We start from the raw sequence: 20058 nt of genomic DNA, 5'->3' as shown, positions 1-20058 counted from the left end.
GCGGCTGTTGAGCAGGCGAGCGAGCATCCCGCGCATCCGCTGAGTTGCCAGCCCGCTGTGTTGCCGCACACCTCGCGCCGCCTGTCGGCACGCAGGGCTGTGCCGTTGCAGCAGCGCGTTGCCGCATCCATCAACCACCACCCGGAGGCGACATGACACGCCGCCGCCCACCCACGGTGTCTTCCAGCGCACGCCCCCCGCACGCGTACGCGCCCCGCGCCGCCCAAGCGGGTGCAGTGGGTTGTTGTGGAACCCGACCGCACCAAGCTGCCACCGATGCTGCCGCCCGACCCGGACGCCTCCCCGCAAGGCCCCGGCACGCTACGCGCCCCCCGCCGCGCCCGCCGCCCGCACCAATGCACTGTCAGCTACACCCACTACCCCGGCGCCCACGACCACGCCGGCGACCAGCACGTGCCCCACGTTCGCCTCAGTGGCCTATGGCTGGAACAACTGGGCTTTGCCATCGGCACCAAGCTGCGCATCACCGCCAGCGCGGGGCAGCTACTGATGGAGGTGTTGCCGCCGGTGGAGGTGCCGGTGGAGGTGCCGGTAGCGTCGAGCAGGGCGCGGCGCTAGGCTGGGGGCCGACGGCCTGAGCTGACACCAGACTTGGCCAGAGGCGCGGGAAAACCCTTCACCTACGTGAGTTGGTGCCCCAGCGTATTCCGTTGCTAGCCTATGAAGCGAAGAGATCCGCGGCCACTGTACTGGCCGGAACGTGCCCGAACTGGTTGCGTGATGTAACTTGTCCAGCCTGGACACATTTAAGGTACACGGCCATGAAAGGCATTGGGAATAGTTGTTATGCACTAATCTTTGCCGGAGTCCTTCTGCTGCCTGGGTGCGGTAAAGCACAGCCGGAACCTGGTAGCCAGCAAGCGGCGGCCACCGCTGCGATGCCCGCGTCTACTCCAATCACAGATGTCGATCCACCGCGACCTCCCCAGGTTGGGATCGGTACCTATGTCACCGAAGGTGGGTGGGGGCGCCTGATCATTGATGCACCCAAGGGCCAAGAACTTTCGAAGTTCTCGTTGGACACAGAGAATGTCGACAGCGGATGTACGCTTTCTGGTCAGTTGGATAAAAGCGGCCACGCGGTTGTTTATGAAGGTGCAGAGGCAAGTCAATGCTCGCTTGTTCTAAAGATGGAGGCGAATGGTGTAGCCATTAGCACTTCGACCAAAGAGCAGTGCCAGGCCTATTGCGGAAGCAACGGCAGCTTCGAGGGAATCTATAAGCGTCTGTCTTCAAGCTGTGCCACCGATGCGATCGAGAAGGCGCGTCACGACTTCAAATCCTTCTACGATAAAAAGAAATATGTCGAAGCCAAGGGTGTACTTGCGCCCATTTATCAAAGCTGCGTCCCGACTATGAGTTTGGCCGATGAGGGCGCACTACGGAACGATTACGCGCTCACGCTCTACAAGTTGAAAGACAAGCCAGGTTGCCTGTCGGCTTTATCCAAATACAAGCAAGATGCTGCTCGCACGGATGACCAGATTTCCGAAGGGATGGCGCCAGCGGTCGTTGATGAGTATTTGACCGTCATCCACGCTGCCCGCACGAACATAGCGCTTTGCAGCCGTTAGTTGATTGATTTGTCAGCCAAGGAGAAGGAAATGCCACAAGAAACAGGACAACCAGCGCGGCCGCAGCTGAGTGACAACGAACTCAAAACACTTGCTTATTTTGCGATCGGCGTCGCATCAGAGGGAAGCATGGCGGGCAAAAACGTTGCCTACCAGCTTTCATTTGCGGGGTCCATCAATGATGGTGTGATGACGCCCATCGGCAATAGTGGATTTTCTATCGGGACGCTGCAAACCGATCTCGGGCAACATCCAGATGTCGCGACCGGCCTAGTTGACGCCTATCAGGAGTGGGCTAGGCAACAAACACCGGCTGTAGCTCTTTCAGAGCAGCAGCGCACGCAAACCATCCACGACTTACAGCGGGATGGTCATGCCATCAAGGCGGAGAATGGAAGAGCACTTGATGGAACGGTCAAATCAAACATTGATCGTTTCCTTGCTTCTGACGCGGGAGTCGCTTTTGTACATGAGCACGACCGAACTCAGGTCGAGCAGCTGATGCGACCGGGCGATGGCGCAAAAGATCTGGGCAGCGCAGTGCAGCAGCTACGCAAGACGGATCTATATGCAGAGTCAGGTCTGAATGATCAAGCAAAGTTGGCAACGATGATCATGAAGCTCGAAAATCAGGCTGGACGTGGTCGCTACCCTGGCGTGCTACAGGGTATCAACGATGGGACGTTACAGAGTGTCGACGATGTAAAGACGAGAATCGATGGCATGCTTCCCAACAAGATCGTCAAAGGTCACGAGCAGGCGGACTACATCGAAAGCGGTGTAGAGCATGCACTTAAGGGTACCGCAGTCTTCAATGCGTTGCGTGAGGCAAACCAAGCAAGCCCACTCTCTGCTGCATACGGTAGCGTGGTGGCCGATCCACTCATCAATCCAACTGATGCACGCAATGGCCATGGCGCTGCTGATGTATCTCATCACTACGGTGTGGTTAAAACACTCTTCTTGCAAAACGGCGAAGCCCCAGCGTTTATCCAGTCAGTGGATCAAGGCGCAAGTCACGCATGGGGGCGCCCACAAGCTGAGGGAAAGAGCGGTCCAACCGCAGGCCTTTACTCTTCTGGCAACGATGTTGTCGTATGGAATCGTGACGGTCAGGGCCATGCAGTTGTTGGTGGTGTATGGTCGGATGCTTTACGCGGTAGTCTGAACCGTGAGCGGCACCAGGATGGAACGACTGATATCAATCGCACGAATTCGGATGGCTCGCACGAACGCCTGCTCCATGTCGATCCGCATGCAATTCCATTGCGTGTACCAGGTGAGGTCGGTCAGCCTGAGCGGCATGAAGCGCGGCCTGTAAAGCCGACGCATGGCTCTCTCGGTCAATTGCAAGATCCCCTACATCGCCAGGCAGAAGAAGCCGTGCGCCGCCTTGAGCAAGGCCTCGGTCGAGATTACGACGATAACAGCGCCCGCCTTGCAGCCAGCAGCGCGTATCTGGCGAAGGAAAACGGGCTATCGCGGATCGATCACGTCGTACTGAGTGAGAACACAAAATCCGTGCGACAGGGCGAGAACGTCTTCGTGGTGGAAGGCGCGTTGAACGATCCCGCTCATAAGATGGCGCATATGAAGACCAACGACGCGATCGCACAGCCGGTCGAGCAGTCTCTGGCGCAGCTTCAGGTCTTGGGCGAGACGCAGCGTCAGCAGCAGTCCCAGCAACAAGAACAGCAACGGGAGCATTCGATTACTCCACAGCACCGGATGGTGTGAGGTCTGATACGCCAGTCCTTATGCATCACACTTCTGATAAAGCATCGCTTTATCGCAGGAAGGAGCCGCGCCGTATGTCAGTCGCTGTCTTCCGCCTCTACGTTTCGGCAGCAACCGCAGTGGTTGTTGCCATATTTGCAGCGACGTCCCCCCATCCTGAGTAGCAGGCGGGTCTAGAGTCCGGGGTTGATGATATCGTTGTTGGCCAGCTGTTGGGCATACGCGGAGGGCGTCATGCCGCCAATTGCTTTCTTGGGTCGCTCCTCGTTGTATTCGCGTCGCCAGCGCTCGATCTCGGTGCGTGCGTGCAGCAGTGTCGGGAACCAGTGCTCGTTGAGGCATTCATCGCGCAACCGGCCGTTGAACGATTCGACATAGGCGTTCTGGTTTGGCTTGCCGGGTTGGATCAGCCGCAGCTGCACCCCATGCGCATGCGCCCAAGCGACCATCGCCTTGCCGCAGAACTCCTTGCCGTTGTCGGTGCGGATCACCTGCGGCAAGCCGCGGCTGATGGCCAGCCGCTCCAGCACACGCGTCACGCCATAGCCCGAGATTGCACGCTCCACCTCGATGGCGACCGCCTCATGTGTGGCGTCGTCCACGATCACCAGGCACTTGATCGCCCGGCCGTCGGCGGTGCGGTCGAACACAAAGTCCATCGACCACACCTGGTTTGCCTGCAATGGCCGCAGCAGCGGCTGACGCTCGCCCACTGGCACTTTCTTGCGCTTGCGGCGGCGGACTTGCAGCTGCTGCTCGCGGTACAAGCGCTCCACACGCTTGTAGTTCACCAGGCGCCCTTCCTGGCGCAGCTTGAGATAGATCATCCCCACGCCGTAGCGCTTGTGGCGATGCGCCAGTTCCACGATGCGCTCGCGTAGCGCAACGTTGCGGTCCTCGCGCGGGCAATAGCGCAGCGCACTGGCGCTCATGCCGATCGCGGCCAACGCGCAACGCTCGCTGGCCCCTCGCCCCATCCACTCGCGCACCAGCGCACGACGCGCCGGTGCGCTCACCATTTTTTTTGCAGCGCCTCCTTGATCAGATCGTTCTGGAACACCTGCTCGGCGAGCAGCTTCTTCAGGCGCGTGTTCTCTGCCTCCAGGTCCTTGAGTCGCTTGGCATCGGGCACGCTCATCCCGCCAAACTTGCTGCGCCACAGGGAGTAGGAGGCCTCGCTGAAGCCATGGCGCCGGCACAGATCCTTGATCGCCACGCCGCTTTCGGCCTCACGCAGAAAGCCGATGACCTGCTCGTCAGTAAAACGCTTCTTCACGTCCAATCTCCTTCGGGTAGGGAATTGGACTCCAAACTGCGGCGCTACTCAAAATCGGGGGGACGTCGCTCCAGCAAGTGGCGGAAGTTGAGTATCGTCGTCTCGTCCGGCACCTCATCCAGGCCGCCGATCTTTGCAAAACGCCGCATCGACACCGTGTCGTACAGGGCTTCTTCCGCCGATGGATCGCTCAATGCGTACCACTGCTGCAAAAAGTGGATGCGCAGCATCGTCTCCAGCCGATACGGCTGTCGCCCCGGCTGCCCCGACTTTGGATAATGCGGCTCGATCAGCGCCAGCAGGTCTTTCCACGGCACCACCTGATCCATCTCGGCCAGAAATACCTCGCGCCGCGTCTGCTTGCGCTTGCCGTTGTACTCCGCATCGCCGAAGGTCAGCTGCATCGAAATCGTCCGCTCGGTTCGTTGATCGATTGTCGCAGATCATGCTGCTTTGTTCAGAGCTTCCTTAAATACGGAGAAATTTGGTTCAAGACTCTAATTTCAGGTGACACACATGAGGATGCTGAACGTATGGCGATACCCATTTTAAGCAAAAACTATACCGATTATCAATATGAAATTTACTTATCCCAATGTCGACAAGACCAACTTGGCTAGTAGTTTTTTCAGATAACACACTCAATTCTTATGAAAATTTCTAACCTCTACCTTACATTTTCGGCGCCGTCATATACGCCAGCAGCAACACCAGCGGTTCGTCGCCGGTTTGCTGTAGCGCATGCGTACTCCCCGGCCGCGTCAGCAGTGCGTCGCCGGCACTGACGTCGTACTGTTTGCCATCCAATGCATACAACCCACGGCCGCTGACGATGTAATAGATCTCGTCCTTGTCGTGCAGGTGCAGGCCGATGCCGGCGCCTTTATGCAGCACGCGCTTGCGTAGCACGAACTTCAGCTCCGGCGCGTCTGCGAAGAACGGGTAGGCCGTGGTGGGACCGGCGCCGCCGTGCGGGCCGGGTTGTTCGCGGGCGAGGTCGCGCTCATGCACCACCAGCGAGGGATGCGCTTGCGCGGCGCGTTGTGCGGCGGTGTCGGGGGCTGCGCCGCAATCGGCGTCACGGCGGAGTTGCGGTTTCAGCGCTGGCTGCAGTTTCACCCAGCCGTGCACGACCAGGCAGGCAATGGCGGTGGCACCGGCGCGGCTGAAGTGGGTGCCGTCGGCCTTGTGTTGTTCGGGCACGAACAGGAAATACGGTTTGGCGGCTTGTTCGCCGAGTGCACGGATCCAGTCGCTGGAACTGGCGTTGAGATCGATCAGGGCCACATGTTCTTGCGCGGCCAGTTGCTGCATCGCCAGGGTGTAACGGCCGTGCGTGTCGAGCAGCGCGCCGAAGTCGTAGAGCAGGCGTGCGGCCGGGGTGATCAGGATCGGGGTGGCGCCGGTGTCGCGCGCTGCGGCAATAAAGCGGCGCAGGAACTGCACGTAGTCGGTGGTCGGATCGGTGTAGCGCGTGGGATCTTCGCGCTTGGCGTCGTTATGGCCGAACTGGATCAGCAGGATGTCGCCACGTTGCAGTTCTTGTGCGATGGCATCCAGGCGCCCTTCGGCGATGAAACTGCGCGTGCTGCGGCCGCCCTTGGCGTGGTTGCGCACCTGCCACTGCGCCGGGTCGAACCAGTCTTGCAACTGTTGGCCCCAGCCTGCTTGTGGCGCGCGCTCCGGGCCGTAGTCGGCGGCGGTGGAGTCGCCAGCGATGAAGATGCGGTGTGGCGCGGCGTGGGCGAGGTTTGCAAAGAGCAGCAGCACTGCGAACAGCAGCAGACGCATGGTGGGCTCCGGGAGAAATGCCAAGTACACGACGCTGTTCCTTCTCCCGTCGGGAAAAGGTGCCCGAAGGGCGGATGAGGGTGCGACTGCATCGGAACTATTGGACGGTGCTGCTGTTGTCCAAGCCTTCGCAATTTGGGGTTGCTGTCTGCCGCCGTACCCTCACCCCACCCCCCGCTCCGCGCCCCTGCCCGCGCTAGCAGCACGGGCAGGGGCGCGGAGCGGGGCTCAAGCGCGTTTGCTAGTTACGCGGCGGCTGCAGCCGCTTCTGGCTTGCCCAGCACACCGGCGACGAAGTTGCGGATTTCCGCATCCTGCGCATTGTCGAAGAAGCACTGCTGGAAACGCTCGCCGCCGATGGCCTGCTTGATCAGCTCCGGGTCGATGGCGCGCAGGCCGTCGAGGTAGGACTTGGCGGTGGCCTGCTTGACCTGGGTCAGGATGCCGGCATTGGCGGCCTGCGATTCGCGACGCTCGGCCGGGTAGCCCAGACCACGCTCGCCGCTGAAGGCCTTCTCGAAGATGTAGCGCACGTTGATTTCCGCGCCCCAGCCGTAGCCCTTGGCGAATGCCAGCGACAGCGCGTTGCCGTTGTTGACCTGGGCGAACAGGTAGGCGTCGGTCGGCTCGATGCAGTAGCCGCAGAACACGCCCGGATGCGCATTGAGCGACATCATCGCGCCCTGGCCGGTGCCGCAGCCGGCGACCACAAAGTCCACGGCCTTGGAGTTCAGCAGCAGGCTGGCGACGATGCCCAGGTGGATGTAGGTCAGGCGGTGGTCGTTGTCGCCGTCCATGCCGACGTTGAACACGCTGTGGCCCTGCTCGCTGGCGACGTCGTTGAGCTGCTGCAGGATCACCGGGTTCTTGGCGGCCTGGCTGAACTCATTCATGAGTGCGATTTTCATGGGGATGCTCCGATTGGTTTGGGGAAGTTTTTTAAGACATTGTTTTTGGAAAGTAGTGATAAGGGCGTTTGGTTGCCGGCCTTTCTTGACTGCGCGCGCGTCGTTCGTCTTTGTCGATGAAAACAACGCGCTGGTGCAGAACGGAAGAGCGATTGCAGGAGAGGCAGTGCGCATCTGGCTGATGCGTAGTTACCGACCCTCATCCGCCCTTCGGGCACCTTCTCCCGGAGGGAGAAGGAATGACGCAATGTCAGCCGGGAAACGCGCTTGAATCAGCGTGCCAGCCAGCCGCCGTCGACCGGGATGATGGCGCCGTTGACGTAATCCGAGGCGCTGCTGGCCAGGAACACGGCGGTGCCGCCGAGGTCGGACGGTTCGCCCCAGCGCGCGGCCGGGATGCGGTCCAAGATGGACTTGTTGCGATCGGCGTCCGCACGCAGCTGCGCGGTGTTGTCGGTGGCCATGTAGCCCGGTGCAATGGCATTGGTGGTCACGCCCTTGCTGGCCCATTCGTTGGCGAGCAGGCGGGTGATGCCGGCAATGCCGGACTTGCTGGCGGTGTAGGACGGCACCCGGATGCCGCCCTGGAACGACAGCATCGAGGCGATGTTGATGATCTTGCCGCGGCCCTGGGCGATGAAGTGGCGGCCGGCGGCCTGCGCCATGAAGAACGCCGACTTCAGGTTGACGTTGAGCACGTCGTCCCAATCCTGCTCGCTGAAATCGACCGCGTCGGTGCGGCGGATCAGGCCAGCGTTGTTGACCAGGATGTCCAGCCCGCCCAGCCCGGCGATGGTCTCCTCGACGATGCGCTGCACCGGCTCGATGCTGATCAGGTTGGCTTCGATGGCGAGGAAGCGACGGCCCAGCGCCTTGACCTTCTGTTCGGTCTCGGTGGGCGCCTGGATGCCGGCGGCGGCGATGTCGGCGCCGGCCTGCGCCAGTGCCAGCGCGATGCCCTGGCCCAAGCCCGTGTTGGCACCGGTGACCAGTGCGACCTTGCCTTCGAGACTGAACGGATTGCTCATTACCTTATCGCTCCTGCTGGATGTGCCGTGATGTGATGAGTGAACCGCGCGATGCGCGGCCGATTGCATGGTTTGAAACGTTGCCAGCGCCTGATGGAGGGGCTACCGCTGCCGGCGCCTGGCGCAATCAAGACGACGCTGTGGTGCCGGCCTTGCTGAAACGCAGGCTTACTTGAGCTGGCAGATGTCCAGCACGTGCATGTCGGTGTAATCCAGGTTTTCGCCGCCCATCGCCCAGATGAAGGCGTAATTGCTGGTACCGGCGCCCATGTGGATGGACCACGGCGGCGACACCACCGCTTCGTTGTTCTGGATCACGATGTGGCGCTGCGCGTCGGGCTCGCCCATGAAGTGGTACACGCGGTCATTGGCGCCGAGGTCGAAATAGAAATACACCTCGCTGCGGCGGTCGTGCAGATGCGGCGGCATGGTGTTCCAGACGCTGCCCGGCTTGAGCACGGTCAGGCCCAGCAGCAGCTGCGAGGACTGGCAGGTGGCCGGCACGATGTACTGGTAGATGGTGCGCTCGTTGCTGGTTTCCAGCGCGCCACGGTCCAGTGCCACCGCATCCTTGATCGACAGCTGCTTGGTCTCGAAGCGCGCATGCGCCGGTGTCGAGGCCAGATAGAACTTGGCCGGGTTGGCGGCATCGTCCGAGGCGAAGCTGACACCGGTACTGCCCATCGCCACGTACAGGCCGTCCTTCGGCCCCAGCGTGTAGGCGGTGCCGTCCACGGTCACGGTGCCGGCACCCGCGCCGACGTTGATCACGCCCAGTTCGCGGCGCTCCAGAAAGGCATGACCGGCGGCCGACGCCGGCTCGGTCTGCTTGGGCAGCTCCAGCGCGGTGCCCAGCGGTGCGGCGCCACCGAGCACGAAGCGCTCGTAGTGGGTGTATTTGAGGGTCACCGCACCGTCGACGAACAGGCCGTCGAGCAGATACAGCTCGCGCAGATCGTCGTTGCTGGCGCCCTTGATGGCGTCCGGGTGGGTGGCGTAGTGGGTCTTGCAGTACAGGGACATGCGCGATCTCCGTGGCAAGCAGGGGGAAAGAGGGCTTGCACCGGGGTAGTCTACCGGCTCTGGTTAACCGGTGTCATTGCGCAGTGCAAGATGGAGGTGTGCCGGAATGGGACCCCTTCTCCGTCGGGAGAAGGTGGCGCGTAGCGCCGGATGAGGGTGCGAGGCTGCGCGTGGTGTTTGGGTGCGCGGTTTTTGGTTGGTCGGGAGAGCCTTATGGGCACTCATCTCCCTCAATGCATGACTGAGCTTTCTCGGATGGCTGTCTTCCGCCGCACCCTCACCCCAACCCCTCTCCCGCAGGGAGAGGGGCTTTGAGCCCTTCTCCCGTCGGGAGAAGGTGGCGCGTAGCGCCGGATGAGGGTACGAGGCTGCGCGCGGTGTTCGGGTGCGCGGTTTTTGGTTGGTCGGGAGAGCCTTATGGGCACTCATCTCCCTCAACGCATGACTGAGCTTTCTCGGATGGCTGTCTGCCGCCGTACCCTCACCCCCTCTCCCGCAGGGAGAGGGGCTTTGAGCCCTTCTCCGTCGGGAGAAGGTGGCGCGCAGCGCCGGATGAGGGTACGAGGCTGCGCGCGGTGTTTGGGCGCGCGGTTTTTGGTTGGTCGGGAGAGCCTTATGGGCACTCATCTCCCTCAACGCATGACTGAGCTTTCTCGGATGGCTGTCTGCCGCCGTACCCTCACCCCCTCTCCCGCAGGGAGAGGGGCTTTGAGCCCTTCTCCGTCGGGAGAAGGTGGCGCGCAGCGCCGGATGAGGGTACGAGGCTGCGCGCGGTGTTTGGGCGCGCGGTTTTTGGTTGGTCGGGAGAGCCTTATGGGCACTCATCTCCCTCAACGCATGACTGAGCTTTCTCGGATGGCTGTCTTCCGCCGTACCCTCACCCCACCCCCTCTCCCGCAGGGAGAGGGGCTTTGAGCCCTTCTCCGTCGGGAGAAGGTGGCGCGTAGCGCCGGATGAGGGTATGAGGCTGCGCGTGGTGTTTGGGCGCGTAGTTTGGTTGGTCGGGTAGAGGCTTATTGCGCCCCAGAGAATTGCCAATGCCCGCCATGCCCAACGCGTCGCCACGCGCCGGCTCCAGTGAATCGCAAGCGCTTTGCTTGGGGTCCACTCGCCTGCGCTTGACTTCCCTCAATCTTCCGGCGGTTGGCAGGAGTCGCGCACGATCAGGTGCGGGCGCACGCTGGCGGTGGGCAGCTGCGGGGCGTTGTCGGGCTGGATCAGCATGGCGGCGGCGGTGCGGCCGGTGTCGCGGGTGTGGCGGCGCACCGAGGTCAGTGGTGGCCACAGGCGCGAGGCCAGCGAGCTGTCGTCGTAGCCGATCACCGAGAGCTGGCGCGGGATACTGATGCCGGCGCGCAGGGCCACTTTGTAGATACCGGCGGCCATTTCGTCGTTACCGGTGAAGATGGCAGTGGGGCGCTTCTTGCCCAGCAGCAGCTTTTCGGCCGCGGCCACGCCGGATTCGAAGGTGTAGCCGGCTTCCACGATGCGCTCGGGCGGCAATTCGATGCCGCGCCGGGTCAGCGCGTCGGCAAAGCCCGAAGTGCGTTCGATCGAGGAGCGGTAGGCGCTGGGGCCGGTGACCAGGGCGATGTCGCGGTGGCCGAGCGAGAGCAGGTAATCGGCCGCTTCGGCCGCACCGTCGCGGTCGTGGGTGATCACCGTCTGCGAGGTGGCGTCCAGCGCGATCGAGGCGATGCGGGTGTAGCGGCAGCCGATTTCGGCCAGCATGTCGGCCAGCGCCTGGTCCTCGGAGGCGCGCGGCACCAGGATCACCCCGTGCAGCTTCTGCGCCTGCGCAAACCGGCGCACGCCCTCGATGTAGCCAGGGCTGCGGCTGTCGCAGGGGTGCACCACCAGCTCGAAACTGGAGCCGCGCAGCGCGTCCAGCGCGCCGTACTGCATGTCCACGATGTATTGCGCGGTGGGGTTGTCGTAGACCATGCCGATCAGGAACGAGCGCCGGAACGCCAGCCCGCGCGCCAGCGGGTCGGGCGCGTAGCCGACCTCGCGCATCAGCGCTTCGACCTTTTCGCGGGTGTCCTGGCGCACCAGTGGCGAGTTGTTGATGATCCGCGACACGGTCTTCTTGGACACGCCCGACATCCGGGCGATGTCGTTGATCGTGGCTACCTTGCCCTTCGGCAGGCCGGGCATTCCCTCTTCAGGCATCTTGCGGGCGGGCATAGCGGTCAACCAGTGAAGTTGATTGGATTCTACCGGCCAGACGGCCGGCAGACCTGAGCGAAGCCTGCCGCCACCCCGAACCCGCCGCGCAAGACAGGCCGCAGCTGGCATCGCGGCGGCATCCCCGGCGATGCAGAACGGTCAGTCCAGGGCGCGGTAGCGGAAGTTGCGGAACTCCACCTGGCCATCGCCTGCGGCATACAGCGCCGGCTTCAAGGCCAGGAACTTGCCGGCCACGTTGTGGTGGTAGCCGGACACTTCCATCTGCACCGGGTACTTGGTCCACGCCTTGCCGTCGGTGCTGCTGTGGATGGTGACGATGTGGCGGTTGTTGGTGACCCGCAGCCACAGCGTGCCGCCCTTTGCGCTAGGCGCCAGCGTACCGGGCCGTTCTTCGCCGTAGCGGTGCATGACGAAGTTCTCGCCATTGCTGCCCACGCCGGCATAGAGCTTGTCGCTGTAGAACAGCAGTGCCCCGCCCTGCCCGCCCGGCGCCACGGTCATCTGCACCTCGAACTGGTAGGCCTGGTCGGTGGCGATCACCGTCAGCGGCGAGGCATTGCGCGGGGCGCTGCCCTTGCCCTGCAGGCGCAACACGCCATCGCCCACCTGCAGGCGCTTGGCCTCGTCGGCGGCCGGGTTGAAGAACGCCCACTGCGGGCCGAGCGTGGCCGCGCGGAAGTCGTCCGACAACCTCAGGCCATGCGGCAAGGCCTGCCCGCTGGGCTTTTTCAGCGGGGTGCCCAGGTCGCCACCCTTGGCGACGAACCAGCCGTCCGCGGTCCATTCGATCGGGTCCAGCAGCGCCTGCCGGCCCAGCGTCCAGAAGCCGTGTTCGTAGCCGTGGTAGAGCATCCACCAGCGCTTGTCGGTGCCTTCCACCAGGGTGGCGTGGCCGCGCGACCACCACGGCTCATCCGCGCTCTTGGTGCGGGTGATCGGGTTGTTGGGCGCGTTCTGCCAGGGGCCGTGGATCGAGCGCGAGCGCGCGGTGATCACCATGTGCCCGGTCGGCGGGCCGGCGGTGCCGCCCACGGCGGTGGTCATGTAGTACCAGCCGTTGTGGCGGGTGATCTTGGGGCCTTCCTGGGCATAGCCTTCCACGTCCCAGCTTTCCGGGTACTTCCAGCCGTCGTAGACATGCTTGGGCGTGCCGACCACTTTGAAGCCGTCGTCGGAGAGCTGCACGTAATCGCCGCCGCTCAGAAACAGGTAGCGCTTGCCGTCTTCGCCCACTGCATGGCCGGGGTCGATGTACTTGCCCAGACCGATGTCGATCGGCGCGCTCCACGGGCCCTTGATGTCGTCGGCCCAGACCACGAAGTTGCTGCGCTCGCCCTGGTCGCCGCGGCGTGCCGGGAAATAGATGTAATAGCGCTTGCCGTGCTTGATCAGGTCCGGCGCCCAGATCGCGCCAACGTTCTGGCTGATGGCGTGGCCTAGCGGCTGCCAGTTGACCAGATCGCGCGAATGCCAGATCGGCAGGCCCGGGTAGGCATCGAACGACGACAGCGTGAGGTAGTAATCGTCGCCGTCCTTGAGCACCGACGGGTCGGGATGATCGCCGGCCAGGACCGGGTTGAGGAAGGTGCCGTTGCCCTGATCGGCAATGCGCTGATGCTCGATGCCGCGCTTCCAGTCGGCCGCGGCGCTTAGCCCGGTACACAGCAACAGTCCGCCGGCCAGCAGCCAACGCAGACGGGGTGAGGTGATACGCATACGCATGCTTTCTCCTGGTCCCCGCGGTGCGGGGCGATACGGTTGCCAGTGGGCAATGCCACCGGTTAACCGAATGAGGCGGAAACCTCCCGCCAGCAGCAACGTCCTGCACCTTCGGCAAGGCGTTGCACGCGCCCGGCAAGCGAGGGATCGATGCGGCATCACCTGCCGTATCGATCACGCCCGTCCACCAGGCACCCGATCGCTCAGTGCGTCATGGCCTCACGCGCGCAGCGCGCGTGGCAGCCACAACGACAGCTCCGGGAAAAACGCCACGATCAGCAGTACGCACAGCGCCGCCAGCCAGAACGGCCAGATGGTGCGCATGCTCTGGGCAACGGTGATCTGCCCGATCGAGGTGCCGATGAACAGCACCGAGCCGATCGGCGGGGTGATCAGGCCGATACCGCCGGCCAGCACCATCACCAGACCGAAGTGGATCGGGTCGATGCCATAGGCCTTGACCACCGGCAGGAAGATCGGCGTGCAGATCAGGATTTTCGGTGCCAGGTCCATGAACATGCCCAGCAACAGCAGCATCACCACGATCATCAGCAACACGGTGTTCTTGCTGTCGGCAATGGCCTGCAGGAACTTCACCGCGGCCGCGGGCACCTGCAGATACGCCAGCAACCAACCGAACACCGCCGCGGTGGCGATCACGAACAGGATCACGCCGGTGGTGCGCGCGGCATGCGTGACGGCGGCAAAGAACTCGGCCCAACGCAGCTGGCGATACAGCAGCGCGGTGACGATCAACGCATACACCACTGCGATCGCCGCACTCTCCACCGCGGTGAAAATGCCGGCGCGGATACCGATGAAGATCAACGCCACCAGGCCCAGGCCCGGCAACGCACCGAACAGGCGCAAGGCCACCGCACGCCAGCCCGGGAACGGCTCGGTGCCGTAGCCACGATGGCGCGCCACCGCATAGCCGGTGACCATCATCGCCGCGGTCATCAACAACGCGGGCACGATGCCGGCCGCGAACAGATCGGCAATCGACAGGCCGCCGCCGGCCGCGGCCGAAAACAGGATCAGGTTATGCGAGGGCGGCACCAGCAAGGCCACCAGTGCGGCGGTCATGCTCACGTTGACCGCGTAGTCGCGGTCGTAACCGCGCTTGATCATCTGCGGAATCATGGTGCCGCCCACCGCCGAGACGTCGGCGATGGCAGAACCGGACACACCGCCAAAGAACAGCGACGACAGCACGCTGACCTGCCCCAGGCCGCCACGCACGCGCCCCACCAACGATGACGCCAACGCGATCAAGCGTTCGGAAATACCGCCGCGCAACATCAACTCGCCGGCAAAGATGAACAGCGGGATCGCAATCAACGACGCCGAGCCGCTACCGGCGGAAATCTGCTGCACCAGCACCACTGTGGGCAGGTCCAGATACAGCAGCGTGGCCAGTGCAGCCGCGCCCAAGGCGTAGGCCACCGGCACGCCGATCAGCAGCAGCACCACGAAGGTTCCCAACAACATGGCGATGCCCATCAGCGCACTCCTCCGGTGTGGATCGGGCGCAGCACACGCCACAACTTGAACAAGGCAAACAGCACCATCAGCGCGCCGCCGATCGACAGCGGCAGGTAGTTGATGCTCTGCGGCATCTGCGCGCCGGCCATCTTGATGTCCAGCCCATCGACCAGCAGCGCCGCGCTCCACCACGCCAGCACGGCACCGATGGCCATGATCATCAGCGGACGGATCAGGTCGAATATCTTGCGCACCAGCGGCGGCACGTGTTCGCCCAGCAGGTAGAAGCCAAAGTGGCGATTGGTGTGCACACCGGCGGCGGCGCCCAGACTCAGCGCGGTACTCAGCAGCAACAGCGTCACCGGCTCGGTCCAGCTGGGCGAGTCGTTGAGCACGTAGCGGGTGAACACCTGCCAGCCCTGCACGACCACCAGGCCCAGCAGTGCCAGCGATGCCACGCCAACGGCAATATCGGAAACGCGGTCCAGCGCGCGCTGCAACGGCGCGACCGGGACGGCGAGAGTCTCGGGTTCGGTCATCGGGATACCTCTATGCAAAATCGCGGATGCGGCGGTACAGCGCTTCGATCTCCGGCTGCTTGCGGTATTCGGCCAGCAGTGGGGCGGCGGCGGCGCGGAACGCCGGCATGTCGACCTGGTTGAGCTTCACGCCGTAGTCGATCACCTGCTTGCGCGCGACCGTCTCGGACGCATCCCACAAGTTGCGCATCACCGCCACCGAGGCGCGCGCCAGTTCCACCACCAGGCCGCGATCGGCCGGGCTCAGCGATTCGAAACTCTGCCGCGACATCACCAGGATGTCCGGCGCGTACGAATGCTCGCTCTGCGACCAGTAATGCGCGGCTTCGAAATGGCGGCTGGACTGGAAGCTGCGCATATTGTTTTCCGCACCGTCGATCATGTGCGTTTCCATCGCCGAAAACGTCTCACCCAGCGACATCGGGGTGGGGTTGGCGCCCAGCATCCGCATCAGCTTGAGAAAGATGTCCGACGAAGCCACGCGTAGCTTCAGGCCCTTGAGATCTTCCGGGCGGTGCAGCGGATGCTTGGTGTTGTAGAAGCAGCGCGCACCGGAGTCATAGATCGCCAAGCCCACCAGATCGCGCTGTTCGAAGCTGCGCAGGATGCTGTCGCCGACATGGCCGTCGATGACGCGGCGCAGATGCGGCACCGAGTCGAACACGTACGGCAGGCACAGCGCCTGGGTGAGCGGAAAGGTGTTGTTCAACGCGCCCGAATACACGCGGGTGATGTCGATGGCGCCAAAGCGCGCCATGTCGATCGCCTCGGACTCGCGGCCCAGCTGGCCGGAGTGGTACTGGCGCAGCTTGAGCCGGCCGTTGGTGCGCGCCTCGAGCTGTTTGCCGAACCACCGCACCGCTTCCACGGTGGGGTAGTCGCCGACGTGCACGTCGGTGGCGGTGAGCAGCTGCCCACCGGGAATCGGCGTGGTGGCGCCGGCACCCAACCAGGGTGCGGCAGCGGCGGCGCCAAGCCCGGCACCGAGGAAATGTCTGCGTGTGATCATTGGCGCCCTCCCAAGCGTCTGGTCACTGGGTCCGAATCAGGCAGCGGACACAGCTGTACAGGAAATGTCGCCGATGCCGGCGAAGCGAATCAGGGCACGCTGCCCCACTTCGATGTCATGGATACCGGTGGCATTGCCCGTGGCAATGAGATCACCGCGCTTGAGCGGACGCCCGCGCTGGGCCGAACGGCTGAGCGCAAATGCGTAGGCCGCGCGCAATCCGCCCGGTAGCGTGGTGGCACCGCCGGTGCCGACCACCTGGTCGTCGATCAGCGTTTCGGCGGTCAGCGCAGTCTCCTCGCGGCCCAGCCAGTTGGTCACTTCCGGCCCCAGAATCAGGCCGTTGTTGTTGCCGAAGTCGGAAACCACCACCCGCGGACCCAGCTTGTTGATGGTGGCCAAGGGGCTGCTGGCGATTTCCACGCCGATGAATAACCTTGCCGGCAATGCGGCGGCCTCGTCGGCGGTGTAATGCGCCTTGCCGCTGGGTGCATCGGCCTCCAGACGCAGTACGTACTCGGCTTCCACTGCACCAAAGCCGCCGACATAGATCGGGAACTCGGTTGTTCCACCGGTAGCATTCCAGAGCTTCTGAGAGAAGATCGGGCCGAGCAGACGCTCGTCGCCGGAGGCATCGCGGCGCTCGGCGGCGATATAACCTACCTTCCAGCCGACCACGTGGTCGTGCCACTGGCTAATGGCGATGTCCTGCACCTGGTACGCAGTGACCAGATCGTCGGGGATTTGCCCGGGAAAGTCGGGAAGCGAGGCCCCTGCACGGCGTGCCTCCACAAAGCGCTGGGCGATGTCGGACAGCGTGGATGTGGACGATGGCGAAGTGGCGGCGTCGTTGCTCAAGGGTGTCTCCCCGATAGGTGTTTTGTTGCACTGCCAATCGACAGCGGCACGGTGTGCTGTATATGGTAAACCGGTGTCATTGGCAATGTGCAGTGCGGCAATTGTGGCCGCCGTAACGAAGTGGCCCTGGGAGAGGTGAATGAAACAGACACGCCCAACGCGCGTTTTGACGGCGTTTTCGAGCGCCGCGTGGCGCGGCCTGGCGGTGATCGTGCTGGGAACGTTGCTGGCCGGCCCGGCACCGGCCGCCGAGCGGCCCAGCGCCGACACCGCAGCCGAACAGGCCAGCCGGATCGCCCTGTGGCCGACGCCATTGGCACCGGGAGACACCGCCCTGCCGCAGCCGCAACGCATTGTCGACCGCAGCGGCGACCCGGCGCACCCGGACCGCTACATCCAGCACATCAGCCAGCCCTATCTGGTGGTCTACCGGCCCAAGCGGCCCAATGGCACCGCGCTGCTGGTCACCCCCGGCGGTGGTTACCAGCGCATCGTGCTGGACAACGAAGGCAGCGACCTGGTGCCCGGCTTCGTCGACGCCGCCGGCATCACCGTATTCGTACTGCGCTACCGGCTACCGGGCGAAGGCCACCCGAACGGCGCCGACGTGCCGCTGGCCGATGCGCAACGTGCGTTGCGGCTGATCCGCGCCAACGCGGCGCGCTACGGCATCGATACGCAGCGCGTGGGGGCGATGGGCTTTTCGGCCGGCGGCCATGTCGCCGCCAGCCTGGGCACGCGCTACGCCGCGCAGGTGTATCCACCGGTGGATGCGGCCGATGCGCTGAGCGCGCGGCCGGATTTCCAGCTGTTGATCTATCCGGTCATCGATATGGACAGCGCCAACTCACACAGGGGCTCGCGCGAACGCCTGATAGGCAGCGCTCCGAGCGCGGCGCAGGTGCGTGCGTACTCGCCGCAGTTGCACGTGGAGGCACGCACGCCGCCCACTTTTCTGCTGCATGCGCAGGACGACACCGTGGTGTCGGTACGCAACAGCCTGCTGATGCACGACGCCCTGCTGCGCGCCGGGGTACCCAGCGAACTGCATGTGTTTCCGCAGGGCGGCCACGGCTTCGGCACGGCCAGCGGCACCGGCCTCACCGTGGCCGTATGGCCGCAACTGGCGCAGGCGTGGATTGCGCATGTCGTCAAGACGCAGACATCCACATCTGCATCTGCATCTGCAGCGTCGAAGGATGCCGCGCGATGACGGCGCAAACCGCGCCGGACGCGCGACGCCGCACGCTGCTGCGCGGCGGGCTGCTCGCCACTGCGGCGGCAATGCTGCCGGGCGTCGCTGCCGCAGCACTGCCACCCCAACGCAACGACAGCGCGCCACTGGCACGCGTGCGTGGCGGTGCGGTGCGCGGCTACCGCGACCAGGGCATCTGCGTATTCAAGGGCATCCCGTATGGCGGCGATACCGCGGTGCGGCGCTTCCAGGCGCCGCTGCAGGAAACGCCGTGGCAGGACGTGCGCGACGCCAGCCATTTCGGTGCGGCTGCGCCACAACTCAAAGCCAGCGAGCCCACCAGCGAGGACTGCCTGTTCCTCAACGTGTGGACGCCCGGCCTGCGCGATGGCGGCAAGCGGCCGGTGCTGTTCTATATCCACGGCGGCGGCTACACCACCGGCTCCGGCAGCGACCCGCTCTACGACGGCGTGCGGCTGTGCACGCGCGGCGATGTGGTGGTGATCACGGTCAATCACCGGCTCAACCTGTTCGGCTATCTGTCGCTGGCGCAATTGGGCGATGCCAGCTTCGCCGACTCCGGCAATGCCGGGCAGTTGGACCTGATCCAGGCCTTGCAGTGGGTGCGCCAGCATGCAGTCGAATTCGGTGGCGATGCCGGCAACGTCACGGTGTTTGGGCAATCCGGCGGCGGCGCCAAGATCGCCACGCTGATGGCGATGCCGGCCGCGCGCGGGCTGTTCCATCGCGCCTGGACCATGAGCGGGCAGCAGGTCACCGTGGCCGGCCCGCGCGCGGCCACCCAGCGCGCGCAGCTGTTGCTGGACGCATTGAAGATTGCGCCAGGCGATCTGGCGCGGCTGCGCACTGTGCCGGTGGCGGACCTGCTGGCCGCCGCACAGGTGCGCGACCCGTCGCGGGTGGAAAACAGCGCACTGTATTTCGGCCCGGTGCTGGATGCGCGCAACGTGCCTGTGCATCCGTTCTGGCCCACCGCGCCGCTGCAATCGGCGCGCATTCCGATGGTGATCGGCAACACCCGCGATGAGACGCGCGGCTTTCTCGGCAACGATGCAAACAACTTTGCGCTGAGCTGGGACGCGTTGCCGGCCAAGCTGGAAGCGCAGCAGTACGTGGACCTGTTGCCGCAGGTGGTGATTGCCGAATACCGGCGGCTGTATCCGCAGTACTCGCCTTCGCAGGTGTTCTTTGCCGCCACCACGGCCGGCCGCTCGTGGCGCGGTGCGGTCGAAGAAGCCGAAGCGCGTGCGCGTCAGGGCGCGCCCACCTGGGTCTATCAACTGGATTGGGGCTCGCCGCTGGAAGGCGGCAAGTTCGGCGCCTTCCACACGCTGGATATTCCGCTGGTGTTCGATAACGTGCGCCAGCCAGGTTCGCGTACCGGCGAAAGTGCCGAGGCACAGCGCGTGGCCGAGCAGATGAGCGGCGCGCTGATCGCGTTTGCACGCCATGGCGACCCCAATCGTCGTGGTGCGCCGCGCTGGCAGCCGTATTCGCTGCAGCGGCGCGAAACGCTGGTATTCGATACGCCGAGCCGGTTGGAACACGATCCGCGCGGTGGCGAGCGACGCCTGTATCAGCAAGCGCCCTTCATTCAACGCGGCACGTTCTGAATGCGTGTTTTGTTGAGCCACAACCAAAGCGTCGAAGGCAGTCGCCATCCGCGTTCGGAACGCCTGCACGC

At 64.0% G+C, this 20058-nt stretch carries 15 protein-coding genes and 2 pseudogenes; 5 read left to right on the top strand and 12 right to left on the bottom strand.

What is annotated here, in order from left to right; translation table 11 throughout:
• Window positions 1–152: 152 nt before the first annotated feature.
• The 3 genes and pseudogenes from M3O59_RS00800 to M3O59_RS00790 all read left to right on the top strand — a co-directional run bounded on the left by M3O59_RS00800 (window position 153) and on the right by M3O59_RS00790 (window position 3332).
• Window positions 153–579, top strand: a pseudogene (locus M3O59_RS00800) (SymE family type I addiction module toxin).
• Window positions 580–782: 203 nt separating this feature from the next.
• Window positions 783–1595, top strand: a complete 813-nt coding sequence (locus M3O59_RS00795) for a hypothetical protein (RefSeq protein WP_147308613.1) — start codon at window positions 783–785, stop codon at window positions 1593–1595.
• A 30-nt stretch (window positions 1596–1625) separates the two neighbouring features.
• The gene (locus tag M3O59_RS00790) at window positions 1626–3332 is read left to right on the top strand and encodes an XVIPCD domain-containing protein (protein WP_249046781.1); all 1707 of its coding nucleotides are present in this window, start codon (window positions 1626–1628) and stop codon (window positions 3330–3332) included.
• 173 nt (window positions 3333–3505) lie between these two features.
• Here the strand turns inward: M3O59_RS00790 and M3O59_RS00785 are convergent.
• From M3O59_RS00785 to M3O59_RS00730, 12 genes and pseudogenes are all read right to left on the bottom strand, one after another.
• Window positions 3506–4608, bottom strand: a protein-coding gene (locus M3O59_RS00785; RefSeq protein WP_373418988.1) for an IS3 family transposase whose coding sequence is annotated in 2 segments (ribosomal slippage) — window positions 3506–4359 and window positions 4359–4608 — 1104 coding nt in all. Because the reading frame shifts where the segments join, the coding sequence is not laid out codon by codon here.
• A gap of 65 nt (window positions 4609–4673) precedes the next feature.
• Window positions 4674–5012, bottom strand: a pseudogene (locus M3O59_RS00780) (transposase); the annotation flags it as partial.
• 268 nt (window positions 5013–5280) lie between these two features.
• Window positions 5281–6399 (bottom strand): GDSL-type esterase/lipase family protein, encoded by a 1119-nt coding sequence (locus M3O59_RS00775; protein WP_147308551.1) that lies wholly within the window; start codon window positions 6397–6399, stop codon window positions 5281–5283.
• 245 nt (window positions 6400–6644) lie between these two features.
• Window positions 6645–7307 (bottom strand): RpiB/LacA/LacB family sugar-phosphate isomerase, encoded by a 663-nt coding sequence (locus M3O59_RS00770; RefSeq protein ID WP_039566719.1) that lies wholly within the window; start codon window positions 7305–7307, stop codon window positions 6645–6647.
• Window positions 7308–7579: 272 nt separating this feature from the next.
• Window positions 7580–8335 (bottom strand): 2-dehydro-3-deoxy-D-gluconate 5-dehydrogenase KduD, encoded by a 756-nt coding sequence (gene kduD, locus M3O59_RS00765; RefSeq protein WP_064634106.1) that lies wholly within the window; start codon window positions 8333–8335, stop codon window positions 7580–7582.
• A gap of 168 nt (window positions 8336–8503) precedes the next feature.
• A complete protein-coding gene (kduI, locus tag M3O59_RS00760) occupies window positions 8504–9358 on the bottom strand; it encodes a 5-dehydro-4-deoxy-D-glucuronate isomerase (protein ID WP_064634104.1) in 855 nt (284 codons plus the stop codon).
• A gap of 1128 nt (window positions 9359–10486) precedes the next feature.
• Window positions 10487–11545: a LacI family DNA-binding transcriptional regulator gene (locus M3O59_RS00755; RefSeq protein ID WP_029218312.1), complete on the bottom strand. Its 1059-nt coding sequence runs from the start codon at window positions 11543–11545 to the stop codon at window positions 10487–10489.
• 141 nt (window positions 11546–11686) lie between these two features.
• The gene (locus tag M3O59_RS00750; RefSeq protein WP_116906547.1) at window positions 11687–13270 is read right to left on the bottom strand and encodes a family 43 glycosylhydrolase; all 1584 of its coding nucleotides are present in this window, start codon (window positions 13268–13270) and stop codon (window positions 11687–11689) included.
• 216 nt (window positions 13271–13486) lie between these two features.
• On the bottom strand, window positions 13487–14770 hold the full coding sequence (locus M3O59_RS00745) for a TRAP transporter large permease (RefSeq protein ID WP_064507995.1): 1284 nt from the start codon (window positions 14768–14770) through the stop codon (window positions 13487–13489).
• On the bottom strand, window positions 14770–15291 hold the full coding sequence (locus M3O59_RS00740) for a TRAP transporter small permease (protein WP_064634099.1): 522 nt from the start codon (window positions 15289–15291) through the stop codon (window positions 14770–14772). The genes M3O59_RS00745 and M3O59_RS00740 overlap by 1 nt, the downstream gene beginning before the upstream one ends.
• Before the next feature lie 10 nt (window positions 15292–15301).
• Entirely contained in the window at window positions 15302–16300 is a 999-nt protein-coding gene (locus M3O59_RS00735; RefSeq protein ID WP_064634097.1) for a TRAP transporter substrate-binding protein, read from the bottom strand.
• A 36-nt stretch (window positions 16301–16336) separates the two neighbouring features.
• Window positions 16337–17158 carry a 2-keto-4-pentenoate hydratase gene (locus M3O59_RS00730; protein ID WP_064634095.1) on the bottom strand — a complete coding sequence of 274 codons (822 nt, stop codon included), beginning with the start codon at window positions 17156–17158 and terminating at the stop codon, window positions 16337–16339.
• A 139-nt stretch (window positions 17159–17297) separates the two neighbouring features.
• Here M3O59_RS00730 and M3O59_RS00725 point away from each other — a divergent pair, with 139 nt between their 5' ends.
• Both M3O59_RS00725 and M3O59_RS00720 read left to right on the top strand, forming a co-directional pair.
• Window positions 17298–18371 (top strand): alpha/beta hydrolase, encoded by a 1074-nt coding sequence (locus tag M3O59_RS00725; RefSeq protein WP_249047115.1) that lies wholly within the window; start codon window positions 17298–17300, stop codon window positions 18369–18371.
• The gene (locus M3O59_RS00720) at window positions 18368–19987 is read left to right on the top strand and encodes a carboxylesterase/lipase family protein (protein ID WP_147308552.1); all 1620 of its coding nucleotides are present in this window, start codon (window positions 18368–18370) and stop codon (window positions 19985–19987) included. The genes M3O59_RS00725 and M3O59_RS00720 overlap by 4 nt, the downstream gene beginning before the upstream one ends.
• Window positions 19988–20058 lie beyond the last annotated feature (71 nt).

It is taken from the genome of Xanthomonas nasturtii, from assembly GCF_023337365.3.
Classification (GTDB): Bacteria; Pseudomonadota; Gammaproteobacteria; order Xanthomonadales; family Xanthomonadaceae; genus Xanthomonas; species Xanthomonas nasturtii.
This window is presented reverse-complemented; position numbering and strand designations above follow the sequence as displayed.